This window comes from Agromyces sp. NPDC055520 (genome assembly GCF_053619715.1).
Genome location: NZ_JBSHJY010000048.1, coordinates 1 through 23,010 on the forward strand (window position 1 = coordinate 1; position 23,010 = coordinate 23,010).

17 protein-coding genes are annotated in these 23,010 nt (G+C 68.9%); 2 read left to right on the forward strand and 15 right to left on the reverse strand.

The window, feature by feature from the left end; all coding sequences use genetic code 11:
- Positions 1-46: 46 nt before the first annotated feature.
- The 11 genes from ACWGST_RS14745 to ACWGST_RS14795 all read right to left on the reverse strand — a co-directional run bounded on the left by ACWGST_RS14745 (position 47) and on the right by ACWGST_RS14795 (position 13,921).
- Complete coding sequence (locus tag ACWGST_RS14745) at positions 47-1,165, reverse strand: substrate-binding domain-containing protein (RefSeq protein WP_452047417.1); 1,119 nt, start codon at positions 1,163-1,165, stop codon at positions 47-49.
- Between the two features lie 75 nt (positions 1,166-1,240).
- Positions 1,241-2,599, reverse strand: coding sequence for a multiple monosaccharide ABC transporter permease (mmsB, locus tag ACWGST_RS14750; RefSeq protein WP_452047418.1), 1,359 nt, complete (start codon positions 2,597-2,599; stop codon positions 1,241-1,243).
- Entirely contained in the window at positions 2,596-4,140 is a 1,545-nt protein-coding gene (mmsA, locus tag ACWGST_RS14755; protein WP_452047419.1) for a multiple monosaccharide ABC transporter ATP-binding protein, read from the reverse strand. The genes mmsB and mmsA overlap by 4 nt, the downstream gene beginning before the upstream one ends.
- Positions 4,141-4,275: 135 nt before the next feature.
- Positions 4,276-5,331 (reverse strand): LacI family DNA-binding transcriptional regulator, encoded by a 1,056-nt coding sequence (locus ACWGST_RS14760; protein ID WP_452047420.1) that lies wholly within the window; start codon positions 5,329-5,331, stop codon positions 4,276-4,278.
- 139 nt (positions 5,332-5,470) lie between these two features.
- On the reverse strand, positions 5,471-6,946 hold the full coding sequence (locus tag ACWGST_RS14765) for an MFS transporter (protein ID WP_452047421.1): 1,476 nt from the start codon (positions 6,944-6,946) through the stop codon (positions 5,471-5,473).
- 68 nt (positions 6,947-7,014) lie between these two features.
- Positions 7,015-7,845 (reverse strand): aldo/keto reductase, encoded by an 831-nt coding sequence (locus ACWGST_RS14770; protein ID WP_452047422.1) that lies wholly within the window; start codon positions 7,843-7,845, stop codon positions 7,015-7,017.
- A gap of 98 nt (positions 7,846-7,943) precedes the next feature.
- The gene (locus ACWGST_RS14775) at positions 7,944-8,930 is read right to left on the reverse strand and encodes a cyclase family protein (RefSeq protein WP_452047423.1); all 987 of its coding nucleotides are present in this window, start codon (positions 8,928-8,930) and stop codon (positions 7,944-7,946) included.
- A complete protein-coding gene (locus ACWGST_RS14780; RefSeq protein ID WP_452047424.1) occupies positions 8,927-10,300 on the reverse strand; it encodes an APC family permease in 1,374 nt (457 codons plus the stop codon). Before ACWGST_RS14780 ends, ACWGST_RS14775 begins: the two co-directional genes overlap by 4 nt.
- Positions 10,301-10,377: 77 nt before the next feature.
- Positions 10,378-11,169: a slipin family protein gene (locus tag ACWGST_RS14785; protein ID WP_452047425.1), complete on the reverse strand. Its 792-nt coding sequence runs from the start codon at positions 11,167-11,169 to the stop codon at positions 10,378-10,380.
- 153 nt (positions 11,170-11,322) lie between these two features.
- Positions 11,323-12,504 carry a cystathionine gamma-synthase gene (locus ACWGST_RS14790; protein WP_452047426.1) on the reverse strand — a complete coding sequence of 394 codons (1,182 nt, stop codon included), beginning with the start codon at positions 12,502-12,504 and terminating at the stop codon, positions 11,323-11,325.
- 43 nt (positions 12,505-12,547) lie between these two features.
- Positions 12,548-13,921 carry a cystathionine beta-synthase gene (locus tag ACWGST_RS14795; RefSeq protein ID WP_452047427.1) on the reverse strand — a complete coding sequence of 458 codons (1,374 nt, stop codon included), beginning with the start codon at positions 13,919-13,921 and terminating at the stop codon, positions 12,548-12,550.
- Positions 13,922-14,167: 246 nt separating this feature from the next.
- Here ACWGST_RS14795 and ACWGST_RS14800 point away from each other — a divergent pair, with 246 nt between their 5' ends.
- Together ACWGST_RS14800 and ACWGST_RS14805 are read left to right on the forward strand one after the other, a co-directional pair.
- Positions 14,168-14,860: a DUF3105 domain-containing protein gene (locus ACWGST_RS14800; protein ID WP_452047428.1), complete on the forward strand. Its 693-nt coding sequence runs from the start codon at positions 14,168-14,170 to the stop codon at positions 14,858-14,860.
- Entirely contained in the window at positions 14,857-15,582 is a 726-nt protein-coding gene (locus ACWGST_RS14805; RefSeq protein WP_452047429.1) for a DUF305 domain-containing protein, read from the forward strand. The genes ACWGST_RS14800 and ACWGST_RS14805 overlap by 4 nt, the downstream gene beginning before the upstream one ends.
- 263 nt (positions 15,583-15,845) lie before the next feature.
- Here ACWGST_RS14805 and ACWGST_RS14810 read toward each other — a convergent pair whose 3' ends face one another.
- The 4 genes from ACWGST_RS14810 to ACWGST_RS14825 all read right to left on the reverse strand — a co-directional run.
- Entirely contained in the window at positions 15,846-18,419 is a 2,574-nt protein-coding gene (locus tag ACWGST_RS14810) for a M64 family metallopeptidase (protein WP_452047430.1), read from the reverse strand.
- A 358-nt stretch (positions 18,420-18,777) separates the two neighbouring features.
- Positions 18,778-20,727 (reverse strand): ABC transporter ATP-binding protein, encoded by a 1,950-nt coding sequence (locus ACWGST_RS14815; RefSeq protein WP_452047433.1) that lies wholly within the window; start codon positions 20,725-20,727, stop codon positions 18,778-18,780.
- A 36-nt stretch (positions 20,728-20,763) separates the two neighbouring features.
- Complete coding sequence (locus ACWGST_RS14820) at positions 20,764-21,696, reverse strand: carbohydrate ABC transporter permease (RefSeq protein WP_452047431.1); 933 nt, start codon at positions 21,694-21,696, stop codon at positions 20,764-20,766.
- The coding region (locus tag ACWGST_RS14825) for an ABC transporter permease subunit (protein ID WP_452047432.1) at positions 21,693-23,010 on the reverse strand (1,318 nt) is incomplete at its 5' end. The genes ACWGST_RS14820 and ACWGST_RS14825, both read right to left, overlap by 4 nt.

Consider the following 23,010-nt stretch of genomic DNA (forward strand, 5'->3'; position numbering starts at 1 on the left):
CTCCCGAAGGAGCGAGGGCCGCCGCGCTGTGGGGTGTCGAACCCGATCAGCCCGCCGAGTTCACGATGTCGAGGAGGTTCGGGTTGTTGGCGTACGCCTCAGCCGCGTTCTCCTTCGTCACGATGACCGGCGCGAGCAGGTACGCGGGAACGACCTTCACGCCGTTGTCGTACTGCTCGGTGTCGTTGACGTCGACCGTCTCACCCTTCTGGAGCTGCTGGATCATCTTGATCGTCTGCTCCACGAGGAGGTTGGTGTCCTTGTTGATGGTCGAGTACTGCTCGCCCGCCATGATCGACTTGACCGACTCGACCTCGGAGTCCTGACCGGTGACGGTCACCTTGGTGATGTCCTTGCCGGCCTGCTTGGTCGAGGTGATGATCGCACGAGCGAGGTTGTCGTTCGGCGAGAGCACGCCGTCGATGTTCTTGTCGGCGTAGTTCGCAGCGAGCAGCGAGTCCATGCGGCTCTGGGCGTTCTCGGCCTCCCAGCCCTGGGTCGCCGTCTGGGCGATGTCGGTCTGGCCCGAGGCGACGACGAGCGTGCCGTCGTCGATCTTCGGCTGCAGCACCTTCATGGCGCCGTCGAAGAACACGGCCGAGTTGGCGTCGTCGGGCGAGCCCGAGAAGAGCTCGACGTTCCACGGAGCCTCGTGGCCCGAGCGCGCGGCGAGGCCGTCGAGCAGAGCCTGGCCCTGCAGCTCGCCGACCTTGAAGTTGTCGAACGCGACGTAGTAGTCGACGTTCGGCGTGTTCTCGATCAGACGGTCGTAGGCGATGATCGTGACGCCGGCGTCGGCGGCCTGCTGCAGCTGCGTGCCGAGCTGCTTGCCGTCCTTCGCGCCGATGACGATGACCTTGGCGCCGTTGGTGACCATGGCCGAGATCTGGTTCTGCTGCTCGGCGACGGTGTTCGAGGCGGGCGCGTACTGCACGTCGCCCTTGAACCCGGCGTCCTTGAGGCCGTCTTCGAAGAGACCGCCGGCCAGCACCCAGTTCTCCGACGTCTTGTCGGGCAGGGCGATGCCGATCGTCGAGTCGGCGGCGAAGCCGGCCGCTGCGGACTCGCTGCTGCTCGTGTCGCCGCCTCGGTCGGAGGAGCAGCCGGCCAGCGCGAGCGCTGCGACCGCCGCGACCGCGGTGGCCGCCAGAGTGATTTTCTTCATTGATCAGTCACTTTCTTGATTGGGATTTCAGGAGTACTCGGTGGTGAAGAGCGAGCGGATGTCGCGGCGCAGGATTCAGCGCCGGCTGAGGTCTTCGGGCCGCGACGAGAGGTTCGACTGGCTCGTGGGGGCGACCGTGGGCGCCTCGTCGGGCGCCTGCGTCTCGAGGCGCGCCTTGCGGCGACCCGACCAGAGTCCGAGGATCGACGGGCGGCCCTGACGCTTCGACCAGACGTCGACGCCGACGGCGAGCAGCAGCACGAGGCCCTTGATGATCTGCACCACGTCGGCGCCGGCGCCGATGAGCTGCAGGCCGTTGTTGAGGAAGGCCATCACGAGGCCACCGACGATCGAGCCGATGACCGTGCCGATGCCGCCCGAGACCGCCGCGCCGCCGATGAAGACGGCCGCGATGGCGTCGAGCTCCCAGCCGTTGCCGTCTTGCGGGCCCGAGGCCGTCGCGCGGGCGACGTAGATCATGCCGGCGACGGAGGCGAGCACCGCCATGTTCATCATCACGAAGAAGTCGACCCTGCGGTCTTTCACGCCCGAGAGCGTGGCGGCGAGGCGGTTGCCGCCGACCGCGTAGATGTGGCGGCCGAAGATCGTGTTGCGCGTGATGAACGAGTAGAGGATGACGAGCACCACGAGGATGATGCCCGAGATCGGGAAGCTCGTGCCGGGGCGGCCGGTGGCGAAGAGCCACGCCGCCCAGAGGATGACTCCGGCGAGCACGACGACCTTGACGACGCTCACCCAGACGGGCGCGGCCTCGGAGCCCATCTTCTTCTGCACGCGTCGCAGGTGGAACTCGTTCCAGACGATCCACCCGGCGCCGAGGACGCCGAGCAGCATCGTCAGCACATTGAAGTTGAACGGCAGGGCGAGTTCGGGCAGGTAGCCGGCGCCGATCATGCCGAACTCGTGCGGAACCGGAGTCGTCGTCGACTGGCCGATGAACTGGTTGCCGCCGCGGAAGAGCAGCATGCCGGCCAGGGTCACGATGAACGCCGGCACCCCGACGAACGCGACCCAGAAGCCCTGCCAGGCGCCGATCGCGACACCCACGGCGATGCCGAGCAGGATCGCGAGCGGCCACGGGAAGTTCCACTCCTCCATCGACTTCGCCACGATGATGCCCGTGAACGCCGCGACCGAGCCGACCGAAAGGTCGATGTGGCCCATGATGATGACCATCACCATGCCGATCGCGAGGATCAGGATGTAGGAGTACTGGTTGACGACGTTGATCAGGTTCGTCGGCGAGAGCGTCAGCCCGTTCGTCCAGATCTGGAAGATCACGATGATGACGATGAGGCTGCCGAGGATGCCGAACTGGCGGAGGCTGGACTGGCCGCCTCCGAAGATCTTGCGGATGTCGGAGAGCCCGCCCTTCTTCTTCTGGGCGGCCGGGTCGTTCGCCGTCGTGCTCATGCGTTCGCCTTCTTCTTGGCCGAGGTCATGCTGCGCATGAGCGCCTCGGGATTCGCCTCGGATGCGGGGATGTTGTCGGTGATCTGGCCCTCGAAGACCGTGTAGATGCGGTCGGCGATGCCGAGCAGTTCGGGCAGCTCGCTCGAGATGAGGATGACGCCCTTGCCCTGCGCCGCGAGCGACTGGATGATCGTGTAGATCTCGTACTTGGCGCCGACGTCGATGCCGCGAGTGGGTTCGTCGAGGATGAGCAGGTCGGGGTCGGTGAACATCCACTTCGCCAGCACGACCTTCTGCTGGTTGCCGCCCGAGAGCTTGGAGACGCCGGCGTCGACGCTCGGCGTCTTGATGCGCAACTGCTTGCGGTAGTCCTCGGCGATGCCGAACTCCTGCGAGTCGTCGACGACGCCGCGCCTCGCGATCTTCGACAGCTTCGCCGAGACGATCGACCGCTTGATGGTGTCGAGCAGGTTGAGCCCCAGCTGCTTGCGGTCTTCGCTGACGTAGGCGAGGCCGTGCTCGATCGCCGACTCGACGTCTTTCAGCACGATCTCCTCGCCGTCTTTGACGATCGTGCCCGAGATGAAGTTGCCGTAGGAACGGCCGAAGATGCTCATCGCGAGCTCGGTGCGGCCGGCGCCCATGAGGCCCGCGAGGCCGACGATCTCGCCGCGCCGCACGTTGAGGCTCGAGCCCTTGACCACGAGGCGCTCGGGCATCTGCGGGTGCTGCACCGTCCAGTCGCGCACCTCGAAGAAGACGTCGCCGATGCGCGGCGTGCGGTCGGGGAAGCGGCTCTCGAGCGAGCGGCCGACCATGCCCCGGATGATGCGGTCCTCATCGACCCCGCCGGCGTGCACGTCGAGGGTCTCGATCGTGTGGCCGTCGCGGATGATCGTGATCTCGTCGGCGATCGCCTCGATCTCGTTGAGCTTGTGCGAGATCATGATCGATGCGATGCCCTTGCCCTTGAGGCCGCGGATCAGGTCGAGCAGGTGCTGCGAGTCGTCTTCGTTGAGGGCGGCCGTCGGCTCGTCGAGGATGAGGAGCTTGACCTCTTTCACGAGCGCCTTGGCGATCTCGACGAGCTGCTGCTTGCCGACGCCGAGGTGCTTGATCTGGGTGTCGGGGTCCTCCTCGAGTCCGACGCGGGCGAGCAGGTCGATAGCCCGCACCTTCGCGGCCGCCCAGTCGATGCGGCCGCCGTGGTTGATCTCGTTGCCGAGGAAGATGTTCTCGGTGATCGACAGCTCGGGAATCAGCGCGAGCTCTTGATGGATGATCGCGATGCCGGCGTTCTCGCTCTGGCGGATGTCTTTGAACTGCACCTCTTCGCCGCGGAAGATGATCTGCCCGGTGTAGGTGCCGTGCGGGTAGACCCCCGAGAGCACCTTCATGAGGGTCGACTTGCCGGCGCCGTTCTCGCCGCAGATCGCGTGGATCTCGGCGGGCATCACCGTGAGCGAGACATCCGACAGCGCTTTGACGCCCGGGAACTCCTTGGTGATCGAGCGCATCTCGAGCAGGGGCTGAGCACTCATCGGCGGCCCCCTCGGGGTGTCGTCTTCGACTGGTTCACGTGCGACCTCGGTGTCATTCGTTCGGGGCGGTAGTCGTGTGACGGTCTCGTGTGACCGTTCACATCGAGACAATGCTGCATGCGAGACGCGGCGCTGTCAAGCGGAGCCTGTCACGCTTGCATAACGAGGACGACGATCGGATGCCGCGGCCGACGAGCCGCGCACGACGAGTCGCGGCACGATCTCCTCGACCTCGAGCACCTCACGCCCCTGCACCTGGTTCAGGAGCAGGGCCACCGCGCGGCGCCCCACCTCGCGGAAGTCCTGGTGCACCGTCGTGAGCGGCGGCCACACGTGCTGGGCCACGGGGATGTCGTCGAATCCGACGACGCTGACGTCGCCGGGAACGTCGAGCCCCGCGTCGCGGAAGGCGTGCATGAGGCCGATCGCCATCTGGTCGTTGGCCGCGAACACCGCGGTGAAGTCGAGGGCCCGACTGAGCTCACGACCCGCGAAGTAGCCGAAGTCGGCGCTCCAGTCGCCGAGGATCGGCGGGTGCAGCGAGAGGTCGGCGTCATCGATCGCGTCGAGGAATCCGCGCATGCGCGCCTCGGCCTCGATCCAGTCCTGCGGGCCGGCGAGGTGCACGATCTCGCGGTGCCCGAGGCTCACGAGGTGCTGCGTGGCGCGGCGTGCACCGGTGACCTGGTCGACCGAGAGCGCCAGGTGGTCGCTGCGCCCGGTCGACTGCAGACTCACGAACGGCACGCCGATCTGGGCCGTGGCGAGCACGTCGAACACCCGCACCTGCGGGGCGATGACGACGAGCCCCTCGATCGCCTGCAGCCTGAGGTGCTCGAGCGCGTCGGTGATGCCCTCTGGCGTGACCTCGGCGAGGTTGGCCGTGTTGACGTAGTACCCGTGCTCGCGGGCCGCGTCTTCGATCGCGGCGATGCTCGTCGCCGGCCCGTACTCGCTGCTCCTCGCCGCCAGCACGCCGATCGTGTGCGAGCGGCTCGTGACGAGGGCCCGCGCCGCGCGGTTCGGCCGGTACTGCAGCGTCTCCATCGCGAGGAGCACGCGCTCCTTCGTCTCGGGCCTGATGCTCGGGTGGTCGTTCAGCACCCGGGAGACGGTCTGGTGCGACACTTCGGCGAGGCGCGCGACATCGCGGATGCTGGGCGCCCGCCCTTTGGGAGTCTCAGGATTCACTGCCAGCCCGTTCACCCCGATGTGCACGTTCACATCGGCGGCGCTTCCATTATGCACGTGGACGCCGCATCCCGCGCCACCGGCACGTGTGACAGTCACATGATGGGCGGCACCGCGTCAGGCGCGCACCGCTCGGCGGTCACCTCGCGCCGGTCGCCCCACCGACGGGCCGCACCCGGCTCGCGAGCAGCACCGCGATGAGCGCGATCGCGAGCGTCACGGCGAAGTCCGCGGCGAACATGCCCGAACCGATCGCGCTCGAGACGAGCGCCGTGACGGCCAGCGCGATGGCCGCACCGAGCGATTCGGCGATCGTCAGTGCCGCGCTGTTGAAGCCCTGCGCCGAGACGGGCGAGAGGGCGAGCACCGCTACCGAGAATCGCGGGTACATGAAGCCCATGGCACCGCCCGCGAGCGTCCACGCCGTGAAGGCGATGGCGGGCGGCAGCGTGAACAGCGCAACGACGAACACGATCGCGAGCCCGATCGCGAGCAGGATCGAGCCGAACACCACCGCCTGCGTGTTCGACACCTGCTCGGTCAGCCGGCCCTGCAGCCACGACGCGACCGCCCACGAGACCCCGGCCCCGGTCAGCACCGCACCGGCGAGGCTCGGCGAGAACTCGTAGCGCTCGATGAAGAGGTACGGCAGGTAGATCTCGCTGCCGAAGAACGCACCCGCCACGATGAGCTTCAGCATCACCGTCGCCGGCATGCCGCGCGCGGCGCGCAGGGTGCCCGGTGGCAGCAGCGGCCGCGCCGCCCACGCCGCGAGCACGATCGCCGCGACCGCGACGATCCAGCGCCACGGGTCGCCGAGCTCCTTCGAGAGCGACACCCCGAGCGCCGCCGCGGCGACGAGCACCGACCAGCCCACGCGGCTGATGCTCCACTGCACCGACGGGTCGCCCTGCACCTGGTCGCGCACGCGCAGCACGGGCGGCAGCATCATCGCCGCGGCCGGCACGACGAGCACGATGACCCCGAGGAACACCCAGTGCCAGCTGAGGGTCTCGGCGACGACGCCCGCGAGCGCCGGACCGATGATCGAGGGGATCACCCAGGCCGCCGCGAAGCCGGCGAACACCCGAGCCCGCAGCCGCTCGGGGTAGACCCGGCCGACGATGACGTAGAGCGGCACGATGACCGCGGCACCCGAGAGCCCGTGCACGAATCGGCCGACGATGAACACCTCCATGTTCACCGCGGTGCCCGCGATCACGAGACCGACGACGAAGAGCCCGGCGGCGACGAGCAGCGACGGCAGCGGCCCCGAGCGGTCGGTCCAGTTGCCCGCGATGACCATGCCGATGATGCCCGCGGCGAGCGGCACGGCGAACGCGAGCGCGAAGAGCGAGACCCCGTCGAGCTGCTCGGCCACGAGCGGCATGATCGTCGTGACCGCCATCGCCTCGAATGCGGCGAGGAAGATGAGCGAGAACATGCCGATCGAGAGCCACCGGTAGGGCTTCGAGAGCGGCCCGGCGGCCGGCACCGGTTCATGCGCTGCCGAGACCGGTGCAGCGGATGCCTCGGCGCCCGCCGGGTTCGCGGCGACGACGTCATCGTGGTCGGTCGAGGGCGGCGCGGGCGTCGGAGCGGTGGGATCGGTCACCCTGTCGAGCCTACGACTTCAAGTCGGCTTGAACTCAAGCGGATGCCGCGGCGTCACGCGGATGCCGCTCAGTACTCCTCGTGCGTGTCGGGATCGCCGCCCCAGATGCGGCCTCGCGACAACGCCGAGATCGCATCGACCTCTTCGGTCGTGAGCGCGAAACCGAAGACGTCGAGGTTCTCACGTCGGCGCGCGGCATCCGACGACTTCGGAATCGGCACTGCCTCGAGCTCGACGTGCCAACGCAGCACCGCCTGTGCGGGAGTGACGCCGTGGGCGGCGGCGATCTCGGCGATGACGGGCTCCTGCAGCAGCTCGGTGCGCTTGGCGAGCGGACTCCAGCTCATCGTGCGGATGTCGTGCTCGTCGTGGAAGGCGCGCAGCTCGGCCTGCGGAAAGTAGGGGTGCAGTTCGACCTGGTTCACGACCGGCACGATGCCCGTGCTGTCGATGAGGCGGGTGAGCATCTCGGCCGTGAAGTTCGAGACGCCGATCGCCCGCACGAGGCCCTTCTCGCGCAGCGAGATCATCGCGCGCCAACTGTCGAGGTACTTGCCGAGGCGCGGCAGCGGCCAGTGGATGAGGTACAGGTCGACCCAGTCGAGATCGAGGCGCATGCGCGACTGCTCGAAGCTCGCGATCGTCTCGTCGAAGCCGTGGTGCTTGCCCGGCAGCTTCGTCGTGATCACGAGGTCGCTGCGGTCGACGTCGGTGCGGCGGATCGCCTCGCCCACGGCCTCTTCGTTGCCGTAGTTGAACGCGGTGTCGATGAGGCGGTACCCCTCGGCGATGCCGGCCGTGATCGCGTCGATGCCCGCCTGGTCGTCGAGTCCGTACGTGCCGAGCCCGATCGCCGGAATCGTGTTGCCGTCGCGGAGGGAATAGGCGGGTGCGATCATCTGTACATCCTCACGCACGCGGGCGCCGGATGCCACACTCGCCGCGCCCGTGGGTGTCGCGGGTCTCGCCGTGTCGCGGTCTTCGCCGGCGTCGCGGCTCAGCCCGCGGGCAGCTCGGCGAACGCGCGCACCGGGAACGTGCCGAAGCCCGCGACCCGCGGCGGCACCGCCGTGAAGCGGGCGCCGTGCACGGGCACCTCGGCGAGCGCGGTCAGGTGCTCGACGACGTGGATGCCCGCCGCGAGCAGGATCGAGTGCGCCGGCCGGGTGCCGCCCGACTCGGTGTCGTCGATGTTGAGCGAGTCGATGCCGACGAGCACGACGCCGGCATCGGCGAGGTGCTGCGCACCCGCCTCGGTGAGGAACGGCGCGCCGTGCACGTACTCGGGCCGCCCGAAGTGCCGGCTCCAACCCGTGTGCAGCAGCACCGCCGTTGCCGTCAGGTCACGATCGAAGAAGACCTCTGCGGGGATGCCGCGGCTCGCGGCATCCGTCAACCTGAAGACCTCGGCGGGGATGCCGACGAGCGAGTCGAGCGGCAGGCTCGCGAGGTCGCCGCCGTCGGCGTAGCGGTGGTACGGGCTGTCGAGGTAGGTGCCCGTGTTGCCCGCCATCGTGATGACGTCGATCTCGAACTCGGTGCCCGGCGCGTAGTGCTCGCGCGACGCTTCGCGCGTGAGGTGCGGCGTGATCACCGGCTCGGGAATGCCCGGATACGTCACGAGCCCCTCGCTGATCGTGTGGCTGAGGTCGACGAGGCGGCCTCGCTGCGCCGGTCGGTGGTGCCCGATCAGGGGATTTGGACGGCGCGCGGCGCCGGCCGGCCCCTCCGACGGCGTGTCGTCCAGAATCCCCTGATCGGGAGACACGCCCCGCGAACCCCGGTGCGCCTCTTCGACGATCTCGAGGTTCGACAGTTCGACGCTGCCGACGAGCGCGAGCCCGAGATGGCGCACGAGCAGCTCGCCGATCTCGGCCACGGTGAGCTGCGGCGACGGCAGGTCGAGGCGGAACCCCTGCGCCTGCAGGCCTCCCCCGTTGACGAAGGCGATGTCGGCGTCGAAATGGGCACGGTGCTCGGTCACGCGGTCTCCTCGGCGACGGGCGGGGCCGGGTGCATGGGCTGCACGGCGATCGGTTCGCCGCGTCGACGGGCGCGCACCCGGCGCACGACCGTCACGAGCACCGCGGCGGCGGCGAGCACGAGCGGCACGAGCAGGTTCGCCCAGGCGAGCACGAGGAGCCCGACGGTCATGACCGTCGCGACGACGGCGAGCCACCAGCCGAACGACCAGCGCCTGAGCAGCAGCGTCGCGGCGAGCATGCCCACCGCGTAGATCGCGACCATGTTGCTCGTGTGGATGAGGATGAACCCCGTGAGGTCGAGATCGTTCAGCAGCATCAGGCCGAAGTAGACGATGATGATCACGCCGGTGAGCGCGAGCGCCCGGCGGGGCACCTCGCCGTCGGCGGCGCCCTTGGCGAAGAACCTCGGCAGGTCGCCGTCGCGGCCGAGCGCGGCACCGAGCTTGCCGAACGCCGGCAGGTAGGCGTTCATCACGCCGAGTGTGACGATCGCCGCGACGATCGCGACGAGTACGGGGCCGATGCCGGGGGCAGTCGTCTCGACGAGGTCGAGCAGCGGCACCTGCCCCTCGCCCGCGCGGTCGCCGAGCACCGCGACGGTGACGAACTGCAGGGCGAGGTAGCCCGCGCCGACCACGACGACGGCGATGCCGGTCGCGAGCGGGATGGTCTTGCGCGGGTTCTTGAACTCGCCCGCGATGTGGGTGCCGACCTCCCAGCCGGCGAATGCCCAGACGAAGAGGCTGATCGCGACGCCCACCCCGCCCCAGCCGTTCGGCAGGAACGGCGTGAAGTTCGAGGCCTCGGCGGCCGGGAAGGTGACCGCGACCACGCCGACGACCACCGAGATGAGCAGGCCCGTGAGCACGAACTGCACCCACCCGGCGACGCGCACGCCGAACCAGTTGACGACGAACGGGGGCACGAAGACCGCGAAGCCGATGATCGGCACGGCCGAGCGATCGATGCCGAGCACTGCGACGACGTACTCGCCGCCGAGCACGGCGAGCACCGGGGCGCCGATGCAGACGCCGAAGTAGAACCAGTACCCGGCCATGCGCGCCGCGGTGTCGCCGAGCGCACGCCGCGCGTAGCTCGCGACGCCGCCCGCGTCGGGGTAGCGCGAGGCGAGCGCGGCGAAGGTGCCCGCGAGCGGGATGGAGAGCACGAGCACCACGGCGACCGCGACGATCGAGGCCGGGCCCGCGGCCGAGGCGGCGAGGCCGGGCAGCACGAGGATGCCGGTGCCGAGCACGCTCGCGATGTAGAGGGCCGTGCCCTGCACGAGGCCGAGACTGCCGTGGTGCGGCTGGGCCGCGGCGTTCACCGCGGGTGCGACCGGGGCCGCAGCGGTCTGGTTCGAAGTCACCAGCTCATTCTGGAGCATGCCACCGACGCACGCCGCTGGCAGGAATGACACACTTCATCGAAATGCTGCCAGTGGGTTCATCCGCGACGAACCTGCGCGACCGCCGCCTCCCGATCGATGAAGTTCGTGAGTTCGCCGATCGAGGCCATGAGCGGCGCCGGGAAGAGAACGAGCGTGTTCTTGTCGACCCCGACCTCGACGAGCGTCTGCAGGGTGCGCAGCTGCAGGGCGAGCGGATGCGACATCATCGTGTCGCTCGCGACGCCGAGCTGCACGGCGGCGAGCGACTCGCCCTCGGCGGCGATGATCTTCGCCCGCTTCTCGCGCTCGGCCTCGGCCTGCTTCGCCATGGCCCGCTTCATTGAGTCGGGCAGCAGAATGTCTTTCAGCTCGACGAGCGTGACCTCGACGCCCCAGTCGAGTGTCGTGACATCCAGGATCTCGCGGATGTTGGCGTTCAGCGCGGCCGTGTCGGCGAGCGTCTCGTCGAGGTGATGCTGACCGACGACCCGTCGCAGGGTGGTCTGCGCGATCTGCTCGATCGCGGCCTTCACGTTCTCGATCGCGATCACCGACTTCACCGCATCGGCCACCCGGTAGTACGCGACGGCCGAGACGCCGACCGTCACGTTGTCTTTCGTGATGATGCCCTGCGACTGGATCGGCAGCGTCACGATGCGCAGCGACACCTTCGTCATCACGTCGACGATCGGGATGATGAACCGGATGCCCGGTTCGCGCACGCTGTGCAATCGACCGAAGCGCAGCACCACACCGCGCTCGTACTGCTTCACGATCTTCACCGCCATGAAGAAGAGCACGATCGCGAGGATCGCGACGACGACCAGAGTGATCCAGAACCAGACCATGAGAGCTCATCTCCCGAGGCGCCGGTTTGTGCTGTGCGCCTGCTCCCATTCTCCCACCGCTGACGCCGGTCGAGTAGGCGCGCCAGCGCCGTATCGAGACCCGGTGACCCGGTCTCGATACGCTCCTTCGTCGCTACTCGACCACCGAGATCGCTACAGGCGGGCGAGCGCCCCGTCGATGTCGGCGAGCAGGTCGGCGACGTCCTCGATGCCGACCGACAGGCGCACGATCGACTCGGGCACCTCGGCGTCGGTGCCCTTCACCGAGGCATGCGTCATCTCCGACGGGTAGTTGACGAGCGACTCCACGCCGCCGAGCGACTCGGCGAGCTGGAACAGCTCGGTCGACTCGGCGAACCGGCGCGCGGCCGCGCCGCCGCCCGCGAGCGAGATCGAGAGCATGCCGCCGAAGCCCGACATCTGCCGGGCGGCGAGCTCGTGACCCGGGTGCGACTCGAGCCCCGGGTAGTACACGCGCTCGATGCCGGCGTGTTCGCCCAGGCGCCGGGCGATCGCCATCGCGTTGCTGCTGTGGCGCTCCATGCGAACGCCGAGCGTCTTGATGCCGCGCGAGGTGAGGAACGCGTCGAACGGCCCCGAGACCGCGCCCGCCGCGAACTGCGTGAACGTCACGCGCTCGGCGAGGTCGGCGAGCTCGGGACGGGCGACGTCGCCGAGTCCGCCGGCGAACACGAGCGCGCCGCCGACGACGTCGGAGTGGCCGCCGAGGTACTTCGTCGTCGAGTGCACGACGACATCGGCGCCGAGCGCGAGCGGTTGCTGCAGCGCGGGCGAGGCGAAGGTGTTGTCGACGACCACGAGCACGCCCGCGGTGCGACCGAGTTCGGCGAGCGCCGCGACATCCGAAATCTTCATCAGGGGATTCGACGGCGTCTCGATCCAGAGCACCTTCGTCGACGGCTCGATCGCGGCGCGCACGGCGTCGAGGTCGCTCGTGTCGACGGTCGTGTGCCGTACGCCCCAGGCGCCGTGGACGCGGCGGATCAGCCGGTGCGTGCCGCCGTAGACGTCGTTGCCGATGACGACGTGGTCGCCGGGCGCGAGCACGGTGCGCAGCAGGGCGTCTTCGGCGGCGAGGCCCGAGGCGAACGACAGACCGAGCTCGCCGCCCTCGAGTGCGGCGAGCTGCATCTCGAGCGCCGTGCGGGTGGGGTTGCCGCCGCGCGAGTACTCGTAGCCGCCGCGGAGGCCCCCGATGCCGTCTTGCACGTAGGTCGAGGTCTGGTAGATCGGCGGGATGACGGCGCCGGTCGTCGGGTCGAACTCCTGCCCCGCGTGGATCGCGAGGGTGTCGAAGCGTGCGTCGTCGTGCATGTCGGAACTCCTGAGGTGCGTGGTGGGTGGGTGCGATGGCCGGTCAGGCGGAGAGGTAGGCGAGCAGGTCGGTGCGGGTGATCACGCCGAGCGCCTTGCCGCCGTCGGTCACGAGCATCGCGGGCGTCGCGCCGAATGCCGAGCGAGCGGATGCCACGGGCTCGTTGACCCCGATGAGCGGCAGCGGCTCGCCGATGACGCTCGAGACCTTGTCGGTGAGCTTCGCCTGCCCTGAGAAGACCAGATCGAGCAGCGTCTCTTCATTCAGCGCTCCGAGCACCTCGCCGAGCACGACGGGCGGCTCGGCCGTCAGCACGAGCAGCTGCGAGACGCCGGTCTCGGTCATGCGGTCGATGGCCTCGCGCACCGTGTCGTTCGGGTGCACGTAGACGATCGGCGCCGTGCGGTCGGCCTTCGCGGCGAGCAGTTCGGCGACCGTGTGGCCGGAGGGGGCGTTCGAGAACCCGTAGGCGCGCATCCACTTGTCGTTGAAGATCTTGCCGAGGTAGCCGCGGCCGCCGTCGGGCAGCAGCACCACGAAGACGTCGTCGGCGGTGACGCCGGGCGCAGCCGCGGCCTTCAGCGCCGCGACCACGGCCATGCCGCTCGAACCGCCGACGAGGATGCCCTCTTCGCGGGCGAGGCGCCGGGTCATGTCGAACGACTCGGCGTCGCTGACGGCGATGATCTCATGCGGCACCGCGGGGTCGTACGCCGTCGGCCAGAAGTCTTCGCCGACGCCCTCGACGAGATACGGCCGGCCGGTGCCGCCCGAGTAGACCGAACCCTCTGGGTCGGCGCCGATGATGCGCACGCGATCTTCGGACACCTCGCGCAGATACCGGCCGGTGCCGGTGATCGTGCCGCCCGTGCCGACGCCCGCGACGAAGTGCGTGACCTTGCCCTCGGTGTCGCGCCAGATCTCGGGTCCGGTCGTCTCGTAGTGCGAGCGCGGCCCGTTGGGGTTCGAGTACTGGTCGGGCTTGAACGCGCCGGGGATCTCGCGGGCGAGCCGGTCGGAGACGCCGTAGTACGACTCGGGGCTGTCGGGGGCGACCGCGGTCGGCGTCACGACGACCTCGGCACCGTAGGCGGTGAGCACGTTGCGCTTGTCTTCGCCGACCTTGTCGGGGCAGACGAAGATGCACCTGTAGCCGCGCTGCTGGGCGACGAGCGCGAGGCCGACGCCCGTGTTGCCGCTCGTCGGCTCCACGATCGTGCCGCCCGGCTTCAGCTTGCCCTCGCGTTCGGCGGCATCGATGATGCGGCCCGCGATGCGGTCTTTCGACGAGCCGCCGGGGTTCAGGTACTCGAGCTTCACGAGCACCGTCGCCTGCGTCACGCCGTCGGTGACGTGGTGCAGCTTCACGAGCGGGGTGTCGCCGACGAGGTCGACGATGGTGTCTGCGTACTTCATGGTGAGGTCCTTGCTGTCGGCTCGTTCGGCCCGGTCGGCGAACGGCGGGCGAACGGAGTGCGTGCGTGGGGTCGGTCGGCGTCAGCGACAGCGACAGCACAGCGAGAGGATCACGAGGCCACTCTATCCGCTCGAGGGACCGCGGCGAAGAGGGCGGAGCGGATGCCACGACCCGGCGTTCTCTCAGCCGGCACGGTCGCTTCGTGAATATGATTGCAGCGACAACCTTTCGAGAGAGGCCCCCGTGTGAGCGCGACCCCGCCCGTTCCCCCCAAGGTGAAGCAGCAGCAGAAGGAGCTGTCCGTCAAGCAGCAGCGCGCCGCCGAACGCGAACGCAAGCTCGCCGAGTTCAAGAAGCGCGAGGCCAAGGCCAGACGCAATCGCCGCATCGGCATCTGGTCGGCGATCGTGGGCGGTGTCGCGGTGGTCGGCGTCATCGTCGTGGCCATCGTGCTGACCCCGCAGCCCGTCTCGTACGGCGCCGGCGGCGACGGCACGAAGATCGAGGGCGTCGAGACCTTCGACAACGGTGCGGGTCACGTCGAGGGCATCGTCGACTACCCGCAGACCCCGCCGGCCGGCGGCGAGCACAACCAGGCGTGGCTGAACTGCGGCGTCTACGAGCAGCCGGTGCCGAGTGAGAACGCGGTGCACTCGCTCGAGCACGGCGCGATCTGGGTCACGTACGACCCCGAGCTGCCCGCGGCCGAACTCGAGACGCTGAAGTCGCACCTGCCGTCGACCTACGTCGTGCTCTCGCCCTTCGAGGGCCTGCCCTCCCCGATCGTGCTGAGCGGCTGGAACTCGCAGCTCGCCCTCGACAGCGCCGACGACGAGCGCATCCCGGCCTTCTTCGAGGAGTACTGGCAGAGCCAGAACGTGCCCGAGCCCGGCGCGCTGTGCACCGGCGCGTTCGACGCCCCGGGCAAGGTGTCGTGACGGGGGTCGCCGACGACGCCGACGACGCCCCCGACTCGCCCGCACCCGCACCCGCGCGACGCCGGGGCGGCCGGGGCGGCCGGGCCGTCGTCATCGCCGCGGCATCCGTCGCCCTCGTCGTCGTCGCCGCCGTCGCGTTCTCGGTCGGGCGCCTCTCGACGCTCGCCGAGCCGACGCCCACGACGACGAGCGCCGAAGCCGGGTTCGCCCGCGACATGCAGGTGCACCACCTGCAGGGCGTCGAGCTCGCGATGATCGTGCGCGACGCCACCGACGACCCCGAGGTGCGACTGCTCGGCTACGACATCGCGACGACGCAGGCGCAGCAGGCCGGCCAGATGTACGGCTGGCTCGCCGAGTGGGGCCTCTCGCAGGCCGGCTCCGAGCCGTCGATGACCTGGATGACCCGCCCCGCGATCGACGGCGCAGCCGGTCACGGCGGCCATGCCACCGACGACTCCGGCGCTCATGCGCCCGGCGCCCCGATGCCGGGACTCGCAACACCGGCTCAGGTGGAAGAGTTGCGGGGCTTGACCGGTGTCGCGGCCGAGCGTCGCTTCCTCGAACTCATGATCGCCCACCACCAGGGCGCGGTCGAGATGGCCGACGCAGTGCTCGCACGCTCGACGAACCAGGTCGTCGTCGCGCTCGCGCAGTCGATCGTCGACAGCCAGACCTCCGAGATCGACCTGATGGAGGACATGCTCGCGGCACGCAGCTGACGAGCCGACACGTCAGACGCCCGCGGTCGGGCCGGGTCGCCCGCAAGGCCGACCGGCGCTCCCGACGGAAGTGCAGGAACACCCACGCGACCCGCCGTTGTGGGGCGCACGACCGGCCGCGGCCGGCCTGGTACTTCCTACATCTTTGTGAGGCGGTGACGGATGTCGCGGATGCGACTCGCACGTCGACGAAGATCACGTCGGCCCGGACGCACGGGAACGGGGCGGCGGGCAACGCCCCGCCGCCCCGCGTCCTTCAGCCGCTACAGCGCCGAGCAGTCGCCCGTCTTCGCGCCGTTCACGGAGTTGCCTGCACCGAAGTCGGCGAGCGGTGCGCTGTTACCCGAGCAATCGAGCTTGCCGTCGACGAGGTTGCCCGCGAACACCGGACCGTACGCGCCCGCCAGCCGCGAGAAGCGCTCGCTCGCCGTCGCCTGCGTCGTGCCGGTGATCGAAACCGCACCGCTGAACCGCGAGCCGACGACCGTCAGGTCATCCGTGGTGTTCGCAATCCTCCCCGAACCGTTGAGGGTGACACCCACCAGCTGGATGGCCTTGGCGCCGACGGCCGAGAGGCCGCCGTTGATCGAGCTGTCCGTGACGAGCAGCGACGCCCCGGCCGTCACTGTGACGCCGCCGTTCACTGAAGCGTCCTCGATGCAGGTGACCCCGCTCGACACCGTGAGCTTGTTGAGCTTGCCGGTGAGCGTCTCGGTGCACTCGAGCTGTGCGCCCGGAAGCGCGGTTGCCGTGTAACTCTCGGCCTCGCCGATGTTGCCGGCGGGGTCGATCGCGCGGTGCTCGACGACATGCGTGCCGAAGCCGGGGATGAAGCCGCCCGCGGGGTGCTCGTCGGGCAGGTTCAATTCGAATGCCGCCCTCGAGAGGCCGCCCGTGCCGAGGTTGCCGTAGACGAGCGCCTTCGCGACCGTGCCCGAGCTGCGGAACTCGAATGGCGACTCCGGCATCGGCTTCTCCGGGAATCCGAAGTAATTGAACCAGCCGTCGTTGTCGAGCCGCAGCTGGCCGACGACATACCGCTCCTCGGGATAACCGGTCTGGTCGTCCTGCGGGTCGAGCTTCATGTCCCATCCGTCGAAGTAGATGGGGTGCCCATCGACCAAGGACGCCGCGAGCGGCTCGCTCAGCGTGCGCGGCGCGGTCGGCAGGGCATTGTCGACCACCCATTCGATCTCGTCGGCGACCGACGGGTCGGCGGGGTCGCTCACGGTCGCCGTGAGCTCGTGCGTACCGGCCGTCAGGCCGAGCTCGCCGAGGTCGAGCGTGCGGCCTTCGTGGTCGAGCGCTGCTCCGTCGAGCTCCCATGCGACGTCGAGCATCCGGTCGCTCGGGTGGTTCGTCTCCACGTACACGACCTCGTCGCCCGCGATCGGCTGGGTGGTCTGGGTCGCCTGCGTGATCTGCGCGACCGCAGGGGTGGGTGCAGCGGAGTCGGCGCCGAGCGTCCATTGGCGCGTCTGCACGAACCGCGAGCCGTTGTAGCCCGAGTCCGTTGCCGAGTTGCCCGTCGACGGGTTGCGCACCCAGTCGATGCCGTCGGGGCCGACGGGGTCGCGCACCTCGGCCCAGACGACCGTGCCCTCGGGCAGTCCGAGCGGCTCGAGGTCGAGGTCGCTGCTCGGTCCTTGCTGGATGACCTCGCCCTCGGGCCCACCGAGGCGCCAGGTGATCTGCATCTGGTGGTAGCGCGGGTGGCCGCTCTCGACCCACAGCACGCCGTCGTTCGGCACGGTGCCGAGGGCGGAGTTCTGCACGCTCATCTGGCCGGAGTTGCGCATGCCCGTCACACGGGCGACCATGTGCTCGAGCCCGATCTGGTCGAACTCGAAGCCGATCATGCGCATCATCGAATGCTCGCTCGGCCGGCGCTGACCGCACGGGTACAAGCCGCCGCCCTCGTGCAGGCCGATCGTGCCGCCGGAGAGGCTCTCCTCGCCGATCCACCGCCACCACTTGAACCGGTCGGCGATCATCTGCGCCTCGTCGGTGTAGATCGTGTGGTGGAAGCTGCTGGGCTCGTTGCCGGCGTAGCAGTTGCGCACGACGTCGCGCGACGAGTACGGGTACTCGTCGAGGAGCGTGCCGAGAGAGTGGCCGAGCTCGTGCATCGAGATGAGCGGTCCCTGCGGCGAACCGCCCGATGTCGTGGCCTGCGAGCCGCCGATGCCGCCGTACGTGAAGCTGTTGAAGATCGCGAGCGTCTGGATGTTCTGCGAAGTACGCGGGATGCCGAGCACCGGCGCGACGTACGTGTCGAGGATGCGGTTGCGGGCCTGGTTGCCCGTCTCACAGGGGTCCACGCCGGGGTTGTAGCCCGCGGCATCCTGACAGTTCACGGGAGCACCGCCGTAGACGACGCCGCGCGAGAGCGGGTCGGCACAGCCGTTCTGGTAGATCATGCGCAGGGCGGTGTTCTTCTGGTCGATCGGGCCCTCACGCTCGCCCGCGTCCCGTACGGTGCCGTCGTCGGAGCGCACGCGCCCGTCGGGGTCGCACCGAACGCCGTAGTCGATCGAGGCGAGCTCGACGGCGTAGACGTTGATGTAGTCGCGATACGTTCGGAACGGCTCCGTGGCCCAGAGCACGGCGAGGTTGCGGTCGAGGTCCTCCCGGAAGATGCTCTGCTGGTCGGCTTGGTAGCCGTCGCCGAGCACGATCAAGTTGAGCCGCTCGGTCGTCGGGCCGGTCACCTGCACGGGATAGACGTTGGGCGTCGGCAGCGGCGTCGATTCGTCGGCGACCGCGGGGACGATGGGTCCGGCGATCAAGCCGACCGCCAATCCCACGATCGCGAGGATGCCGGTTCTCCGTTTCACGGGGTCATCACCTTGTCTTTCGCGCGTCGGCGCGCCGACGCTCTCGGGCACCCGCGGAAGCGGTGTGCGGTTCGCCGAGAGCACCAGAGCGGCGCCTCGTCGTAGTTCGGTGGTGCTCAACGAACGCGCCTCACTGAGCGCGGAGAAACGCCTGCGCACGCCTTCGCGTGACGTCGACCGTCATGCCGCCCCAGTCGGACTTGTCTTCGCTCTCAGTTCATCCGGAGTGCGCTGTCTGCGCCCAGACTAGGCGGCAATTGCGACGCTCGGGTCGAATGAAGCGTGGGGACTTCCGATCGGTATCGTGCGGAATTGTCGAACGTTCCGGTCCGAGCAGGAGACGATCGGCGCGGGCGGCTCAGGCCTCGAGCACCGGCCGTTCCTCCTGCTGGCGGTACAGCGACGCGTACACGCCCTCGGCGCCGACGAGTTCGGCGTGCGTGCCCTGCTCGACGATGCGGCCCGCCACGACGACGAAGATGACGTCGGCCGCGACCACGGTCGAGAGCCGGTGGGCGATCGCGATCGTCGTGCGGCCGCGCGCGGCGTCGTCGAGCGCCTCTTGCACGACACGCTCTGAAATGGTGTCGAGCGCGCTCGTCGCCTCGTCGAGCACGAGCACGGCGGGGTCTTTCAGCAGCACCCGCGCGATCGCGATGCGCTGCTTCTCGCCTCCCGAGAGCCGATAGCCGCGCTCGCCGACGACGGTGTCGTAGCCGTCGGGGAACGAGGCGATCGTCTCGTGGATGTTCGCCGCGCGCGCCGCCGCCTCGAGCTCGGCGTCGCTCGCGTCGGGCCGCGCATACCGCAGGTTCTCGCCGATGGTGGCGTGGAAGAGGTACGTCTCCTGGCTCACGATACCGATGTGCGACATGAGCGACTCCTGGTCGAGGTCGCGCACGTCGACACCCGCGAATCGCACGACGCCGCCGGTGGCCTCGTAGAGGCGCGGCACGAGGTAGGAGACCGTCGTCTTGCCGGCGCCCGAAGGCCCGACGAACGCGGCGAACTGGCCGGGCTCGATCGTGAAGCTCACGGCGTCGAGCGTGGGGCGCGACTCGTCGTCGGCATCGGGATACCGGAACGACACCTCATCGAACTCGACGCGGCCGAGTTCGCCCGCAAGCCCTGCACCCGTCGACGGCACCGGGCGCGCGTCGGGCCGGTCGACGATCGCGGGCTTCAGGTCGAGGTACTCGAAGATCCGCGCGAACAGGGCACTCGACGTCTGCAGGTCGAGGGCGACGCGCATGAGCCCCATGAGGGGGAACAGCAGGCGCGCCTGCACGGTGGTGAATGCGACGATCGTGCCCGCCGTGACATCCGCTGTGCCGCCCGCGATGAGCCACCCGGCGACCAGGTAGACGATCGCGGGAATCGACGACATGAAGATGTTGACCATCGCGAAGAACCACTGGCCCGTCATCTGCTGCTTGACCTGCAGCTGGATCTGGTTGCGGTTCTCGTCGGCGTAGCGCTCGATCTCGCTCTTCTGCCGGGTGAAGCTCTTCGACAGCAGGATTCCCGAAACGCTCAGCGTCTCTTGCGTGATCGCCGTCATCTCCGAGAGCGACTCCTGCGTCTTGCCCGCGATGCGCGCCCGAACCTGGCCGACCCGGCGCTGCGCGATGACCATGAACGGCATGAGCACGAGGGCGATGATCGTGAGCTGCCAGTTGAGGATGAGCATCGCGATGAACGCCGAGATCACCGTGACGGTGTTGCCGAGCACGCTCGACACGGTGTTCGTCAGCACGCCCGCGACGCCGCCGACGTCGTTCTGCAGGCGTGACTGGATGACACCCGTCTTCGTGCGCGTGAAGAAGCTCAGCTCCATGGCCTGCAGGTGCGTGAAGAGCCGCACGCGCAGCGCGCCCATGACGTTGTTGCCGATCGTCGCGGTCAGCCACGTCTGCCAGACCCCGAGCAGGGCCGAGACCACGAACACGGCGATCATCGCGGCCACGATCCACATGAGCACCGGCAGGTCGGGGGCGGATGCCGCCCCGCTCTCGTCGACCGGGAAGAGACCGTCGTCGAACGCTCGTTGGGTCAGCAGCGGCGGGATGATCGCGAGCGCCGCGCCGATGAGCACGAGTACGACCGTGGTGACGAGAGCGGCCTTGTGGGGCGCGAAGAGTTCGGCGATGCGGCCGAGCAGGTTCGGGATCTTCGGCGCCTCGGCGTTCGCGGCTCGCTGAGCTTCGGCGTCGCCGCCGAACACGCGGCGGGAACCGGCGCCGCCTCCGCCGGCGGTTCCCGTCGCACCGCGACCTCCGCCGCCACCTCGAGGTGCTCCCCCGTGCATGCTCATGCGGTCAAGCCTAGGTCGCGGAGGTGGCCCCTATCGCTGCGACCCGGCCAGCAGGGCCGTGACGAAGTACCGCTGGAAGGCGAAGAACACGATGAGCGGAATGACCATCGACAGGAACGCACCCGACGAGAGCACGTCGATGTTCGCGCCGAACTGCCGCAACTGGCTCTGGATGGCGACCGTCACCGGTTGCGACGACGCATTCGTGAAGATCAGGGCGACCAAGAGGTCGTTCCACACCCACAGGAACTGGAAGATCGCGAGCGAGGCGATCGCCGGCATGCCGAGCGGGAGGATGATGCGCGAGAAGATGCGCCACTCGCTGGCGCCGTCGAGCCGCGCTGCCTCCATGAGCTCGCCGGGCACCTGGATGAAGAAGTTGCGCAGCAGGAAGATCGCGAACGGCAAGCCGAACGAGGCGTGGAAGATCACCACGCCGGCGATGCTGCCGAACAGGCCGATGCTGCCGAACAGCTTGGCGATCGGGATGAGCGCGACCTGCACCGGCACGGCGAGCAGCACGATCACGGCCACCAGCAACCAGTCGCGCCCGGGGAAGTCGATCCACGCGAACGCGTAGCCGGCGAGCGCGCCGATCACGATGACGAGCAGCGTGGCGGGCACCGTGATGGCGATGGTGTTCAGGAACGAGCCCATGAACTGCGAGTTGCCGAGCAGGTTCGCGTAGTTCTCGAACGTGATCTGGCCGGGCACGGTGAACACCGTCCACCAGCCCGACTGGCTGTTGTCGGTGCTGTCGCGCAGCGAGGCGATGAAGAGTCCGATAGTGGGCACGAGCCAGAACACGGCGACGATGATGAGCACGACGTTGACGACGCCGCGGCCCAGGAAGTCGAGGATCCTGCCAGCGACCGTGCGCTTGGGCTTCACGATCGAGAGCTTGGCGGCCGTCGTCGCACTCTTGGTCAGGTCGGTGTCGGCCGGATCCTGGATGGCGGTCATCGCTCACGCTCCGATCGGAATCGGCGCACGTTGATGATCATGAACGGCAGCACGAGGATGAGCAGCAGTACGGCCAGCGCCGACCCCAGACCCTGGTCGTTTCCGCCGCCGAACGAGACCGTCCACATCTGCACCGCGATGACGGTGGCGTCGGGCAGAGATGACGGAGGCGGTATGACGTAGACGAGGTCGAAGATCTTCAACACGTTCACGATCAGGGTGATGAACACGACGACCAGCACCGGTGAGAGCAGTGGCGCCGTGATACGGCGGAACACCTGCCACTCGTTGGCTCCGTCCATGCGGGCGGCCTCCTGCAGCGACCGGTCCATGGCCGAGAGCCCCGAGGCGATCATGACCATCGCGAACCCCGCCCAGATCCAGATGTAGCTGAGGATCACCACGAGGGTCACGAGTGTCGGGCCGAGCCAGGACACCCCCGCGTAGGCGGAGCTGAAATTGCTCGCCGGCAGCTTCACGCTGTAGTCGCCCGAGCCGAGCCCGGAGACGAGGTAGGTGCCGTCGTCGGCGGTGTACGCGGTGCCGACGACCTCACCCCCGGAGTCGAGCACCTGCACCTCGACGCCGGGCAGGCCCGGTTTGTCTTGGTCGATCTGGCCGGGCGTGCCGCCGCCGCCCCGAATGAAGTCGAGCCACACGGTGCCGCCGATCGCATCGTCGGCGGGGTCTGGGGCGGCCACCGCCTGCTCCGCGTTCGCGGGCACGTTGTCGGGCTTGATGCCGATGAGCGGGAAGTCCTGCAACGAGCCGGCCTGCACCGCATCGGCGGCGAGCACCGCCCCTGCGTCCGCCGTGAGTCCGGTGTCTTCGCGCGGCCGCGCGTTCGGGTACTCGGAGTCGCCGGAGAAGGTGTCGTGGATCCCGACCAGCACCGCGTTGACGACGCCGAGGTCGGGGTTCTCTTGGAAGGTGGTTCGGAAGATGACGCCCGCGGCGACCATCGAGATCGCCATCGGCATGAAGACGATCAGCTTGAACGCGATGCCCCACTTGATGCGATCCATCAGCACCGCGAAGATCAGCCCGAGGATCGTCACGGTCACGGGGACGACGGCGACCCAGATCACGTTGTTGCGGATCGCGATGAAGGTCGCCGGATCCGTGAACATCGTCAGGTAGTTGCCGAGGCCGAGGAAGTCGGTGCCGGCGGCGTCGTACAGCGATCGCCACACGGAGTAGATCACCGGGTAGGCCACGAGCGCCCCGAGCAGCACGAGCGCCGGGGCCAGGAAGGCGAGCGCGGTCAGGGTGCGGCGGCCCCGGCCCCCGCGCGCTCCCGGTCGCCGAGGGCTG

Coding starts and splice junctions, on each gene's coding strand:
- ACWGST_RS14795 (WP_452047427.1), bottom strand. CDS start 13,921: ATGAAGTACGCAGACACCATCGTCGACCTCGTCGGCGACACCCCGCTC.
- ACWGST_RS14820 (WP_452047431.1), bottom strand. CDS start 21,696: ATGACCGCCATCCAGGATCCGGCCGACACCGACCTGACCAAGAGTGCG.
- ACWGST_RS14790 (WP_452047426.1), bottom strand. CDS start 12,504: ATGCACGACGACGCACGCTTCGACACCCTCGCGATCCACGCGGGGCAG.
- ACWGST_RS14745 (WP_452047417.1), bottom strand. CDS start 1,165: ATGAAGAAAATCACTCTGGCGGCCACCGCGGTCGCGGCGGTCGCAGCG.
- ACWGST_RS14770 (WP_452047422.1), bottom strand. CDS start 7,845: ATGATCGCACCCGCCTATTCCCTCCGCGACGGCAACACGATTCCGGCG.
- mmsB (WP_452047418.1), bottom strand. CDS start 2,599: ATGAGCACGACGGCGAACGACCCGGCCGCCCAGAAGAAGAAGGGCGGG.
- ACWGST_RS14815 (WP_452047433.1), bottom strand. CDS start 20,727: ATGCACGGGGGAGCACCTCGAGGTGGCGGCGGAGGTCGCGGTGCGACG.
- mmsA (WP_452047419.1), bottom strand. CDS start 4,140: ATGAGTGCTCAGCCCCTGCTCGAGATGCGCTCGATCACCAAGGAGTTC.
- ACWGST_RS14785 (WP_452047425.1), bottom strand. CDS start 11,169: ATGGTCTGGTTCTGGATCACTCTGGTCGTCGTCGCGATCCTCGCGATC.